10 protein-coding genes and 1 tRNA gene are annotated in these 13613 nt (G+C 45.4%); 6 read left to right on the top strand and 5 right to left on the bottom strand.

The window, feature by feature from the left end; genetic code table 11:
* Positions 1-2: 2 nt before the first annotated feature.
* Positions 3-77: transfer RNA gene (locus tag JXL83_00405), tRNA-Met, on the top strand.
* 6 nt (positions 78-83) lie between these two features.
* Here the strand turns inward: JXL83_00405 and JXL83_00410 are convergent.
* Together JXL83_00410 and iorA are read right to left on the bottom strand one after the other, a co-directional pair.
* Entirely contained in the window at positions 84-671 is a 588-nt protein-coding gene (locus tag JXL83_00410) for an indolepyruvate oxidoreductase subunit beta (GenBank protein MBN2362574.1), read from the bottom strand.
* On the bottom strand, positions 658-2412 hold the full coding sequence (iorA, locus tag JXL83_00415) for an indolepyruvate ferredoxin oxidoreductase subunit alpha (GenBank protein MBN2362575.1): 1755 nt from the start codon (positions 2410-2412) through the stop codon (positions 658-660). Before iorA ends, JXL83_00410 begins: the two co-directional genes overlap by 14 nt.
* Before the next feature lie 158 nt (positions 2413-2570).
* Here iorA and JXL83_00420 point away from each other — a divergent pair, with 158 nt between their 5' ends.
* The 5 genes from JXL83_00420 (at position 2571) to JXL83_00440 (ending at position 10521) form a co-directional block, all read left to right on the top strand.
* Positions 2571-3488 carry a PorV/PorQ family protein gene (locus JXL83_00420; GenBank protein MBN2362576.1) on the top strand — a complete coding sequence of 306 codons (918 nt, stop codon included), beginning with the start codon at positions 2571-2573 and terminating at the stop codon, positions 3486-3488.
* 19 nt (positions 3489-3507) lie between these two features.
* On the top strand, positions 3508-6663 hold the full coding sequence (locus JXL83_00425) for a pyruvate, phosphate dikinase (protein ID MBN2362577.1): 3156 nt from the start codon (positions 3508-3510) through the stop codon (positions 6661-6663).
* Between the two features lie 76 nt (positions 6664-6739).
* Positions 6740-8113 (top strand): nucleotide sugar dehydrogenase, encoded by a 1374-nt coding sequence (locus tag JXL83_00430; protein ID MBN2362578.1) that lies wholly within the window; start codon positions 6740-6742, stop codon positions 8111-8113.
* A gap of 214 nt (positions 8114-8327) precedes the next feature.
* Positions 8328-9821, top strand: coding sequence for a trypsin-like peptidase domain-containing protein (locus JXL83_00435; GenBank protein MBN2362579.1), 1494 nt, complete (start codon positions 8328-8330; stop codon positions 9819-9821).
* A 4-nt stretch (positions 9822-9825) separates the two neighbouring features.
* Complete coding sequence (locus tag JXL83_00440) at positions 9826-10521, top strand: hypothetical protein (protein MBN2362580.1); 696 nt, start codon at positions 9826-9828, stop codon at positions 10519-10521.
* Between the two features lie 29 nt (positions 10522-10550).
* Here JXL83_00440 and mtnA read toward each other — a convergent pair whose 3' ends face one another.
* Genes mtnA through JXL83_00455 form a run of 3 tightly spaced genes read right to left on the bottom strand, consistent with a single transcriptional unit; the run spans position 10551 to position 13596 of the window.
* Positions 10551-11519 (bottom strand): S-methyl-5-thioribose-1-phosphate isomerase, encoded by a 969-nt coding sequence (mtnA, locus tag JXL83_00445; GenBank protein MBN2362581.1) that lies wholly within the window; start codon positions 11517-11519, stop codon positions 10551-10553.
* A complete protein-coding gene (locus JXL83_00450; GenBank protein MBN2362582.1) occupies positions 11516-12574 on the bottom strand; it encodes a glycosyltransferase family 4 protein in 1059 nt (352 codons plus the stop codon). The genes mtnA and JXL83_00450 overlap by 4 nt, the downstream gene beginning before the upstream one ends.
* Entirely contained in the window at positions 12571-13596 is a 1026-nt protein-coding gene (locus JXL83_00455) for a glycosyltransferase (GenBank protein MBN2362583.1), read from the bottom strand. Before JXL83_00455 ends, JXL83_00450 begins: the two co-directional genes overlap by 4 nt.
* Positions 13597-13613: the final 17 nt, after the last annotated feature.

The following is a 13613-nucleotide window of genomic DNA, read 5'->3' on the forward strand; positions in this document are numbered from 1 at the left end:
GTCGCGGGATGGAGCAGTGGTAGCTCGCTGGGCTCATAACCCAGAGGCCGAGGGTTCAAATCCCTCTCCCGCAACCAAAAAATCTAACTGCCTGTTTTCCCCATCTCAAAAGCTTTCATGTTTATTTCGAACGCTTTTTCAGGAAGTCTTTCCCTGACTGCTTTTTCCCAGGATTTTTGAGTGATTTCCGGCATTTTTGAAGATACGGCTCCTATGAGGAAGACGTTCATTGTCCTCATGTCGTTGAGAGTCTGAGCCGCTTCAACCGCATTGACAAACAGAAGGTTTTTTGCCCCGACTATGGACGTCAGTTTTTCTTTTATGTCGCCGGGATACTCAAAATTGCCGACCGCCACAGGGAGGGGGTCTATCCGCATTTCGTTGACCGCGAGAAACCCCCCATCTTTAAGAAAATGGAGCTGACGCAGTGATTCGAGAAGTTCAAATGAAAGAAGTATATCGGCTTGACCGCAGGTTATTACGGGAGAAAACACTTTTTTTGCGTATTTTACGGAAGAAGTCACGCTTCCGCCTCTTTGTGACATTCCGTGTATTTCACTTTTTTTTACGTCGAATCCGGAATCGAGTGCGGCGAGAGCTATAATGTCAGCCGCCACAAGAATTCCCTGGCCGCCGACGCCGGCTATCATAATGCTTTTATTCCTGGCCATTTTCGACTCCTTCATTGATTTTTATCGCTTTCTTGGGGCACAAGGAGGCACAGAGTCCGCATCCCGCACAGAACATGGGATTTATGTTGGATTTATTCTCCCTGAAAGATATCGCTGGACAGCCAAGTCCCACGCATATCCTGCAGCCCACGCATTCGTCGTGGTTGACAATGTAAATTTTTCCGTAAGAGCGTTTGGGTACGAGAAAAATGCAGGGTCTCGTGGCGATTATTACAGATACTCCGTCGTGAGAAAGAGATTTTTCAAAAGCATTTAAAACCGCCGGTATGTCGTGGGGATCAACTTTATGAATATCTTTGACTCCAAGACCGATCACCGTCTTTTCTATGTCAATTTTAACGTGGTCGCCGTAGTTGAGCGTTTTTCCTGTTCCCGGATGTCCCTGATGACCTGTCATGGCTGTCGTTGAATTGTCGAGAATGACGACTATACCGCGGCTCTTGTTGTAGACCATGTTGGCGAGACCTGTCATTCCGCTGTGGAAGAAAGTCGAGTCTCCGATTACCGCCACTGTTTTTTTGCTCAGTTCGACCGTTTCTGATTTTTCCATTCCGTGGGCGTTGGATATCGAGGCACCCATGCAGACAGTCGTGTCAAGGGCGTTCAACGGCGGAAATGCGCCCAGAGTGTAACATCCTATGTCTCCGGTGGCCGGCAGTTTCAGTTTTGATATGGCGTAGAAAACGCCGGTGTGAGGACATCCCGGGCAAAGGGCGGGAGGACGGGGAGGAAGACCCTGAACAGGAACTTTCAAGGTTTTTTCTTTTTTGAGAGCTTTTTGGAGTTTCTCCTGATCGAGCTCGTCCACCATGGGAAATACGTCTTTTCCTATTACTTTAATTCCGGCAGTTTTCAATTCGTTTTCTATGAAAGGATCGTTTTCTTCGACGACATAAACTTTTTTATATTTTTTAGTCACTTCTTTTATTACGTCGAGATTGAGAGGCCAGCTCATTCCGATTTTCATGAAGTCCATCTCGGGAAATGCCTCCCTGGCGTAAAAATATGATATTCCCGAGGCTATTACGAGAAAATCGGATTTTTTTACGGGTTTTCGGTTGAGTTTGGATTTTCCTGCAAATTCGATCAGCTTTTCTGTCCTTTCTTCGACGAAAGCATGTCTGACTCTGGCGTGCGTAGGAACTATAATTCTCTTCTTTATGTCTTTTACGTAAACTTTATTTTCATGTTTCTTTTTATCGCCGATTATAACTGCTGTTTTTGAGTGACATACGCGGGTTGTCATTCTCATGAGGACCGGCGTGTCGAAATTTTCCGAGATATCAAGCGCTTCAATAACAAAGTCTTTTGATTCCTGGCTGTCTGATGGTTCGAGACATGGTATTTTAGCGGCTCTCGCGTAGTGTCTGTTGTCCTGTTCGTTCTGAGAGGAATGCATGCCAGGATCGTCGGCGGTGATTACGACAAAACCGCCTGTTGCGCCTATGTAACTCATTGAAAAGAGGGGGTCGGCGGCTACGTTGAGGCCGACGTGCTTCATGGCGCAAAGAGCCCTGGCTCCAGCCATCGAAGCACCTGCGGCTACTTCGAGGGCGACTTTCTCGTTGACCGACCATTCTTTATAAATATCGCCGTATTGTGCGATATTTTCCATAATTTCAGTGGAGGGTGTTCCCGGGTACGCCGCGGCGACTTTCACGTCGGCTTCGTAAGCTCCTCGGGCTACTGCTTCATTGCCGGACAGAAGTACTTTTTCCATTTTCACCTCATTCTTGAAGTTTTTTAAAAAATACCACGGAACAGCAGTTTCAGTCGAGGAATTTTTGGGGAGAAAACATTTTTACTTTAAAAAAAAGTTGATTTTTCAGTCGATATAATGTAGTTAGAAGGAGAATTTCAGCAATTCTGGAGGATGTAATGAAACCGATTATTTTATCTGCAATTTTGGCCCTCGCGGTTTTTTCGCCGCTTTTTTCAACAGACCCATATTCCGGAGCGGGAACCAGCGGATTCAGTTTTCTTAAAATCACCGGATCTGCTAAATCCGTAGCTATGGCGAGAACTGGTATAGCAGGAGACGCGTCGTTCGGACTGAATCCGGCTTCGTACTCGAAATCCGGGAAATTTCTGAGCACTTCTTACTGCTATCTTATGTTTTCCACTCACACGGGATCTTTTTCGTACACGCACCCTCAATCCTTCGGCATAGTTTCCGGCGGTATCGACTATCTCACTTCTCCGGGAATAGACAAGACGGACCAGCAAGGCAATATACTCGGGGAGTTCTCATATTCGATAATAATGCCTGGCCTTGCATTCGCTAAAGATTTGTCGGAAAACATAAGCGCCGGAGCAGAGGTGAAATTTCTTTACAGTTCTGTTGACGAATTCAACGCGGCGGTTTTGTCTTTAGGCGCGGGAGCCATTTACGGTTTTTCAGACATTGATGGTTTATCAGCCGGTATAGCGGTTGAAAATCTTGGATTGACGCTCAAAGCATATGACGAGGAAAAAGATCCTTTACCCGTCAAATTCACCGGTGGAATATCATTTTCGAGGAATTTTTACACGCTGAACGCCGATTTTTCGAAAGCCTCGGACACGAGATTTATCATAGCTTTTGGAGGCGAAGTCAAGCCTTACAAGATGATAGCGTTCAGGGCTGGTTATTCGACAAAAGGGACAGAATATAAAACCGGAGATTCCAACGACCTCATGTCGGGTTTTAGTTTTGGAGCGGGTTTTTTCATACAAAACCTCTCTCTCGACTATTCATTTGTTCCGATGAAAGATCTCGGATACAGTCACACAATAGGCCTGAACTTCAGTCTGTAATATTTTTAAGGAGGAATTTATGCCCGCAACCAATCAAACAAAAAAAGTTTCCGAAAAAAACAAACTTATTTATTTTTTCGGCAAAGGCAAAGCCGACGGAAACGCCAAAATGAAAGAAATACTCGGAGGTAAGGGAGCCAACCTCGCGGAGATGACTAACATAGGACTGCCCGTTCCTCCGGGATTCACAATTTCCACTATAGTATGCAAACTTTATTACGAAGCGGGTAAAAAATGGCCCGCCGGTCTTCAGACGGAGATTGAAGAAAATCTTAAAAAACTGGAAAAAGCGACAGGTAAAAGATTCGGAGACAATCAGAATCCTCTTCTGATCTCGGTTAGATCCGGCGCGGCTTCTTCAATGCCGGGCATGATGGACACAGTATTGAACATCGGCCTCAACGACGAATCACTTGCAGCCATTGCCAGCCTGACAGACAATCCCAGATTTGCGTGGGATTCATACAGGCGCTTCATACAGATGTTCGGCGATGTAGTCATGGGCGTCCCTCACTCGGCTTTCGAAGAAGAATTGAAGAGAGTCAAAATCCAGTACGGCAAAAAACTCGACGTCGAACTTACGACCGAAGAATTGAAAGAGACGGTGCAGGGTTTTAAAAGTATATACAAAAAATTCACAAAAGAAGATTTTCCGAAAAACCCGAAAGATCAGCTCTTCAAGGCGATAAACGCGGTGCTCGAATCCTGGAACAACGAAAGAGCAGTTAAATACAGAGAGATTCACGACATCAAACATCTTCTCGGAACCGGAGTAAACGTTCAGGCAATGGTGTTCGGCAACATGGGCGAGACGTCTGGAACGGGAGTTTGTTTCACGAGGGATCCGGGAACCGGCGAAAAAGTCATACACGGTGAATTTTTGATGAACGCTCAGGGAGAAGACGTTGTCGCAGGAATAAGGACTCCTCTGCCTATAGAAGAGCTCGGAAAAATACTGTCTGAAAACTACAACGAGCTTATAAAAATATGCAACAGGCTTGAAAATCATTACAAGGACATGCAGGACCTCGAATTCACGATAGAACAGGGCAAGCTTTACATGCTTCAGACGAGAAACGGCAAGAGGAACGGAACGGCCGCAGTAAAGATAGTCAGCGAAATGGTCTCTGAAAAGCTCATTACCAAACAGGAAGCGCTGATGAGGCTGAACGCCGATTATATTGACCAGCTTCTGCATCCTTCTTTCGCAGAAGAAGACCTCAAGAAAGCGACCGCTCTCACTAAAGGGCTCCCTGCATCACCGGGAGCGGCAGTGGGACAGGTGGTTTTTACTGCTGTAGACGCGGTTAAATGGGCTGAAGAAGGAAAAAGCGTAATCCTCTGCAGAGTCGAAACAAGCCCGGAAGATGTGGCTGGAATGCATAAAGCCAAAGGCATCCTGACTTCAGTAGGCGGAATGACGAGCCACGCAGCTGTCGTAGCGAGAGGATGGGGAAAATGCTGTGTTGTCGGCGCAGGCGACGTAAACATAAATTACGATGAAAAAACTATGAAAATCGGCGGAAAGCTTTTCGTCGAAGGCGACAACATCTCCATTAACGGTTCGACCGGTAATGTTTATGAAGGTTTGATTCCAACGAGATCCACAGCCATGTCGGAGGATTTCAAGACGATCATGAAATGGGCCGACGAAGTGAGAAAACTGGGCATAAGAACAAATTCGGATTCACCTGAGGACACAAAAAAAGCGGTATCTCTCGGAGCGGAAGGAATCGGACTTTGCAGAACCGAACACATGTTTTTTGCCGAAGGCAGGATAAGCGCTTTCAGAAGACTCATACTTTTCGCATACGAATCAAAACGCCTCGAGAAATTAATTGATAAAGCGGGAGAGAGCGAACAGATAGAATACCGCAAACAGCACAACTTGTCCTTCACCGAGTACAAAAAGGCTCTGGATGAGCTCCTGCCTTATCAGAAAAACGACTTTGCCGGTATATTCGAAGCTCTCGAAGGAAGACCGGCGACCATAAGACTTCTCGATCCGCCTCTTCACGAATTCCTTCCGAAAGACCAAAATGACATGGAGAATCTCGCTTCTGTTACCGGAATGCCTGTTGAAAAGATAAGACAGATATCCGAGGAACTACACGAACAGAATCCGATGCTGGGACACAGGGGATGCAGGCTCGGTCTCACATATCCCGAAATATCCGAAATGCAGGTCAGAGCGATAATCGAGGCGGCAATCGAAGTGAAAAGCAGTAAAAACATAGAAGCTCTTCCGGAGATCATGATACCTCTCGTCGGCGATTACAAGGAGCTTAAGCTTTCGAGAGAGCTCGCTCAGAAAGTCATAGACAAGGTTTTTCTGGAAAAAGGCCTGAAACAGGGATACATTAAATATCTAATAGGCACGATGATAGAGGTGCCGAGAGCCGCTCTCACTGCCGACGAAATTGCCGAATACGCTGATTTCTTCTCTTTCGGAACGAACGATTTGACCCAGATGGGATCGGGATTTTCAAGAGACGATGCCGGAAAGTTTCTTGGTGAATATGTCAGTATGGGAATATACGAAAAAGATCCTTTCCAGACACTCGATAAGACGGGTATTGGTAAAATGATAAGAATAGCCGTCGCGCTCGGAAGGGAGAAGAAGAAAAACCTGAAAATCGGCATATGCGGGGAACACGGAGGAGATCCTTCATCGATATATTTCTGCGACGAAGTCGGTATGGATTATGTCTCCTGCTCGCCTATGAGAGTGCCCATAGCGAGACTCGCCGCGGCGCAGGCAGTTTCTGTGAACTCTTCAAAAAAAGCCGAACCGGTGAAAACCAAAAAGACGGCGGGACCGGTTAGGAAAAAAACAGCGGATAAAGCGCAGAAAAAAGTTTCAAAGAAAAAAACCGCTGCCAGGAAGCAGGCTGGCAAAAAAACCTTAACTAAAAAGCCCGTCTCCAGGAAGAAGAGCGCGATGAAAATAAAGGTTAAAAAATCTGCCGTCAGAAAACCTTTGGCTGGAAAAAAGACCGCAAAAAAAGCCGTTTCGAAAAATCCTGTGATAAAAAAAACGGCGTCCAGAAAGATTTCTACCAAGAGACCTTCAGCCAAAAAGCCTTTGATTAATAAAGCTGCGATAAAAAAGACAGGGGTCAAAAAGGGATCTCCCAAAAGGTCAAAATCCGTGAGGACTAAAAAAGGCAGATAATCTTTATCACGAAAACATGATATCCTGCCCGCGGTTTTAAAACCGCGGGCTCTTTCTCAAAATCAAAGGAGTTCCGGTGAGTAGAAAAACACTGACCTGTATAGGAGCCGGTTACGTCGGCGGAGTTACAATGGCTGTAATAGCCGAGAAGTGCGAGGATTATAAAGTCATTGTGACGGATGTCGACGCCGAAAAGATAAAAAGGTGGAACACCGATGATCTTCCTATTTATGAACCGGGTCTTCTTGAAACAGTAAAAAAGGCCAGGGGCAGAAATCTTTTTTTCACTGACGATGTCAAATCCGGAATAAGGGATGCTGACATAATATTTGTCTCCGTCAACACCCCGACGAAAACATTTGGAGAAGGTGCGGGTAAATGCGTCGACCTGCAGTATTGGGAGAAGACCGCGAGGGATATTCTCGAATCTTCCGACCAAGGAAAAATAGTCGTCGAAAAGAGCACTCTGCCTGTAAAGACCGCCGAAGCCATGAAAAAAATACTGGAATCAAACAAGAAAGGGCTCAAGTATGAAGTCATTTCCAATCCCGAATTCCTCGCAGAAGGTTCGGCAATAAGAGATCTCGAATTCCCTGACAGGGTGTTGATAGGATCCGCCTCTTCAAATGAAGCCATGAAGGCGAGGGAAGAAGTTGTCGAGATATACTCGCACTGGGTGCCCAAAGAAAAGATTTTCACGAGCAATATCTGGAGCGCAGAACTGTCGAAACTGATCTCCAACGCATTTCTCGCCCAGAGAATTTCTTCAATAAATTCCATAACTCCTCTTTGCGAAGCGACGGGAGCAGACATATCCGAAATCTCCCGCGCCGTCGGCCTGGACACGAGGATTGGCGGTAAATTTTTAATGCCGAGCGTCGGGTTCGGAGGATCATGTTTTAAAAAAGACATTTTGAACCTCGTCTATATCTGTGAGAATTATTCTCTCAAAGAAACTGCGGAATACTGGGAAAATGTTTTGAGAATAAACGAATATCAGCAGGAAAGGTTTTTCCTGAAAATGCTGGGATCCATGTTCAACACTATCGCGGGAAAGAAAATCGCAGTCTTCGGTCTCGCTTTCAAAGCCGACACTGACGACACCCGCGAATCACCGGCAATTTACATAGTTAAAAAACTTCTTGCCGAAAACGCCGAGGTCACACTTACGGATCCTAAAGCGCTGAGGAATGTTTCGCTGGCGTTTGGAGATGACGTAAATAAAATCAAGTTGACTGAGGACCCTTACGAAGCGGCTGAAAAAGCGCACGCTATAGCCGTCGTGACAGAGTGGGACTTATATAAAAAGCTCGATTACAAAAAGATTTTCGACAGTATGTCCCAGCCCTCATTCATTTTTGACGGAAGAAACATTTTGGACGGACAGAAGCTTTTCGACATTGGATTCAGTTTTTTCTCTTTGGGAAAACCGCCGTTAATAAGAGATTGAACGAATTTTTCCACGGTAACGGTTATTTCCCGGAAACCGCCCTTCCCGCTGTCCATTTTGGGAAAACAGTTAATTATCAAGAAATCTTTCGTGTATCATTAAACCTAACATTAAAATTCCCGATTGACATTTTTCTCTTTTAGAATATTTTTAGTTTTGAAGGTTTATAACTTAAACATGAGTGTTTGTGAAGGACCGCCGAAAGGGGCAAAGGATGAAAAAAGGTAAATTTTTCAAATTGTCGTCTATTTTCCTGCTGATATCAGCTTATACTCAATCCTTTTTTTTAAGCGGATTCTCATTCCCGGACTCTTCTGAAGTATTGTCCGAAGAAAACCGCCTTCAATCCGAATATTCCTTCAGCGAAGTCGTCGAAAATTCTATGCCTGCTGTCGTCAGCGTCATCGCGGAAAAAAGAGTTGAATTTACATACACTGTCAATCCTTTCGGTATAATGCCTTTCAGTATGGATCCTTTAGGAATATTCGGTCCCCGCAGTTTCGGATTCGAAGAGCCCCAGCAGAGAAAAGGCGAAAGGTTTGAAAAATCGGAAGGCAGCGGTTTTGTCATATCATCCGAAGGTTATGTTTTGACTAACAACCATATAGTGGGAGGAAGCCACAGGATTTCAGTTGTTTTTCCGGACGGCACTGTATTTGAGGGAAGAGACGTCGAACTCGTCGGAACGGATCCTCAGACAGACGTGGCGGTTTTGAAAATCAAATCCGTGTATCCTTTGCCTTGTCTGGAAAAAGGCGATTCCGACGAACTTAAACCGGGTCAATGGGTAATAGCAATAGGCTCTCCGCTGGGATTTTCCCAGACTGTTACAGCCGGCATCGTCAGTGCAGTCGGCAGAAGTGAAATCCCTCTGCCTGAAGGGCCGTCTTACCAGTATTTCATTCAGACAGACGCATCAATTAATCCGGGTAATTCAGGAGGGCCTCTTCTCGATTCACGGGGTAACGTCGTTGGAATAAATACCGCGATAACTTCTCCGACAGGTCTTAACATCGGCATCGGATTCGCCATTCCCATAAACATGGCATCCAAAATAGCCGATGAACTTATCGACACGGGCACAGTGACCCGTTCCTATATTGGTGTCATGCTTGAAAACCTGACGTTCGATCTTAAAATCGCCATGGGAGCCGAAGACCTTCAGTCCGGTATAATAGTCACCGGGACAGTCAAGGGATCTCCTTCAGAGAAAGCCGGTTTGATAACAGGAGACATAATATATGAGGTAAATTCAGTCCCGGTTCAAAACGTGACGAGTTTCAGAATAGACGTTTCTCAGAGGGAACCCGGCGAGAGAATTTTACTTTCTGTCAAGCGGGGTAATTCAGATCTGAATTTGGAAATATTTCTTGAAGAGTTTTTGCAGAAGGAAATTCCGGTCCCCGAAGTTGTCGATGTCGCCGGCCCATGGCTCGGCATTGAAATCCGCGAGCTTGACGAAAGACAGACTGAAAACCTGAATCTCAGCGGAAAAGCTGTTTATGTCGCACAAGTGCGCCAGGGTTCCGCAGGACACAGGGCAGGCCTCGCTCAAAGAGACATCATAGTAAAAGTCGGAGAAATTCAAATTGAAAGTCTTGCCGACTATGAAAGAGCCGCCGAACTTTATAAAAACGGGACAAAGCCTCTTCTTTTTCAAGTCATAAGAAACGGCATAAATCATTTCACTGCCGTCAGAACCGAGTGAGACCGTGTTTTATGCAATCCTGATTTTACTTATTAATTCCGCATGGAACACCTGTCCTTACGGTGAAACTGATTGCCCGGGTCTCTGCGGGAGGTTTTTCGATTCCGACTCAGACGGCATCTGCGACTTTTCTCAGCTCTCTCCGGAAGAGAGGCGTATGATCCCCGACACTGCTCAAAAGCTTCAAGACACTGCTTCGGAAATTCAGAATGAAATCATGACTCCTGAAAACGGCGGCCGGATTTCAACCGAAACTACAGAGGCTCAAGCGGACACGGTTTCCGACTGTTATTCCGCCGTGCTGTCAAATGATCCGGCTTCCGAATCCGAATCATTGCAGATTGTTGAATCAAACGACGAAGAAAACAAGGGAGATCTGTTCGGAAAAAAGTATCACTTTCTTCCGATCGCCGTCGTTTTGACCTTAATATTCTTTTTTTCGAGGCTTCTTGTAAAACTGAAAATCATTTCCCGTCAGTTCCACCTGAAGATATGGAATTTTGCATTATTCCTGACATTCGCCGTTTCATTCATTCTCGCGATAATGCTGATATTACAGGCCAATTCAGGAAAAAGGCTTGACGCGTGGTTTGACTTGCTCTACTGGCACGTCGAAACCGCATCGGCGATGGCCGTCATATCGCTGTTTCACATGGCTTGGCACGGATCGTACATCAGAAATATTTTTAAGAGAAAATAACTTTAACCCTGGCAAATAAATATTATTCCTCAATCTCTGCGAGGGTGCAGTATGCCGTTTTCAGTCGCTACGGCAGTGATCAGTTCGCTGGGTACGGCGTCGAATGCCGGGTTGAAAAAACCGGATTCATTTACCGCGAAAATTCCGGAACCGCCGCAGCTCTTGATTTCATTTGATGATCTTTCCTCTATGACGAAATCCGAAGCGGAAAAAATGTTATTGTCGAAAGTGGTTTCCGGGGCGACGACGTAAAAAGGTACACCGAAATGTTTTGCGCATATAGCGAGGTCCAGAGATCCGATTTTATTCGCGACGTCGAGATTTTTAGATATTCTGTCCGCGCCGATGATTACTGCGTCAATTGTTTCGGTTTTCATAACATGAGCCGCCGCTGAATCGACTATAACGCGGTGAGGAATGTTTCTCTTGGAGGCTTCCCAGGCTGTGAGAGTTCCCTGAAGTCTGGGTCTGGTCTCTTTCACCCACAAAAACACTTCTTTTCCTTCAATTTCATGAGCCCATGCCGCGGCGCCGAAGGCGGTGCCCCAGCGGTAATATGCCAGAAATCCAGTATTGCAGTGTGTGATTAAAAACGATTTTTCCGGTATGAGTGAAGAAGCATTTATGACCAGTTTTTCCTCGTTTTCGACAGCTATTTTCAAATACTTTTCCGCTCCTTCGAGAGCGTCGCCCTGCCAGTTTTTCATGAAACCTAGTGCCGTAAAAAGATCCCTTGCAGTCGGTCTTGTGCGCGATAGAATGTACTCAATTTTTTCCCGTGGATACTTTTGAAAAATACCCAAAGCCCATGCGAAAACGGCTGTTATTCCTATGGCCGGAGCTCCCCTGACCGCCATTTCCGATATTGCGGCGGCGGCTTCTTCTACAGTGTTCACTCTTAGATAGTCTTCATTGAACGGCAGCTTTCGCTGATCGAGAATGAGCAAACAGTTGTTTTGCCAGAAAAGAGGTCTTGGAAAATCCTGTGAATTTCTCATTTGTTAAGAAGTTTTTTGTAAATAGCGAAAGTCTTTTCGGCGGTGCAGGTCCACGTGAGGTCTTTGACGTAAAGGTGAAGGTTTTTTCTTTCCTGTGTTTCAAGGAAAAATCTCATTTTCTCTTTTATGCTTTCAATGTCTTTGCAGTCGGTTTTAAACATTTCGGGGAGAAAATCTGAACAGGGGAGGGACCTTTCAGCTATGACAGGACAATTGCAGGACAAGGCTTCGAGCGGAGGAAGACCGAAGCCTTCGTAGATGGAAGTGAACAGAAGTCCTGCGGAATGATTGTAAAGGATTCTCAGGTGATTTTTGTCGCAGTAACCGAGTTGAATTATGTTTTTGCTGTCAAAAAGTTCCTCTTTTTCATCGTTGTTCTTGCCGACTACGACAAGTTTCACTCCCTTCGGTGAAAGTGACAAAAAGGCTTCGCGCGCGGCCCTAAAGTTTTTTCTGGGTTCGAGAGTGCTGACGAACAGAAAATATTTGAAATCATTCCTGAAAGGGTGAACAGTCGCTACAGGTCTCCAAAATGATGAAACGCCCTGATGAACAACGTGGACTTTTTTTGAAATGGAAGGGAAAAATAACTTTATCTCTCTGGAGGTCTGCTCTGATATCGCAATTACAGCGTCCGGGATGACCTCGTTGAAATATCGTTCGAATTTTTTTCTCATCGCCCTGACATAATTCGGCTTTAAAAGTTCGGGGTGTGAAAAAACGACGAGATCGTGAACTGTAAAAACGATTTTCGAATTTCCCGTGTATTTGTCGGGAAGCCATACATCGAGGCCGTGCCAGATATCCGGCTTTTTCATAGGCATCAAAAAACCTTTGAAAGCGGCGTGGTGAGATACGTTGGCGCCCTTTATCCTGTTGTTTATGAACGCCTTTTTGTCTCTTGCGATTTTTTTAAGTCTGCTGTCTCTGACGCAAAGAAGGTACTCATTTTCCGGAAAAGTATTCTTCATAGCTTCTACGAGTGCTTTGGAGTATGTTCCAATCCCGGTGGAACCCGGAGAATAGGGATTTGTGACGTCGTAAGCGATTCTCATCTGGCGAGAATTTCTTCCAGAGCTTTTCTGAATTCGAGAGAGCTCCTCTCCGGAGACAGTTCTTTTGAAACCGTTTCAGAAAACAGTCTCGACCTTTCAAAGGTCACGCTTCCAGACAGAATATCAGCGGCTTTTCTTGCTATGAAGTAAGGATTTTGATCTTCGCACATGAGCTCGGTCCATTTTTTCGATTGGAAGTATTCAAAATTTCCGGCTCCTTTTCCGACCAGTACCGGACATCCGCAGGCTAAAGCTTCCATCAGCGAGACGGGGAAGGGGTCGAAATCAGGAAAGTGGAAAAGAACGCCCAGATTTTTGTAAAATGCGGGCATTTTTTTGTAATCTATTATTCCGGAATATTTGGTGTTTTCGAATTTCAAGGGAGAGTCGTTCGCACCCGCTATTATTACCTGGAGGTCCGGAAGCTTCTTTTTCATCAGATAAAAACATTCATCAAGCCATCCGGGGATTTTATTCATTATGCCTCTTTTTCCGCCTTTTGATACTATCCCTACGGTGTTTTTTCTTCTGTCGCCTGAAAAAGGAAACGTTTGTCCAAGAAAAATTTCTCCTATGGAAGGTCTAACTGTTTTCACCGGGACAGTACCGGGGATCAAACCTTCAAAAGTTTTTGCTGTCAGCGAGGAAACGCTTATTGCTCCGTCTATCATGGTGAGGAAAGCTCTTATGTCCCTGGCGTATACGTCGTCGTTTTTTTTGACGTAAATACCGGTCTCATCGGCCATTATCAGTATTATTTTCGCGCAAGTGGAAAAATTGTGCAGAACGACGGAAGGAAACAGAGGCGCACCGCCTTCCGAAATTATGACATCCGGTTTGCAAAGAGTGAACTTGAGCCTTAGAAGGTTAAGCAAAATATGTCTGTTGCCTCTTTCCCTCAGTTTTTTGTTGCCCCGGAAATACATGAATTTGGCTCCAATTCCGCGTGCCCAGGCGCGGTGGGCGGGATGGGGAAGCTGATGCACGAAAGCCGTTTTGATTTTTCTGCCGTTTATAATCATTATAAATGAAATTGACC

The sequence above is a fragment of the candidate division WOR-3 bacterium genome (assembly GCA_016934535.1).
Taxonomy (GTDB): Bacteria; SDB-A; SDB-A; order SDB-A; family SDB-A; genus JAFGIG01.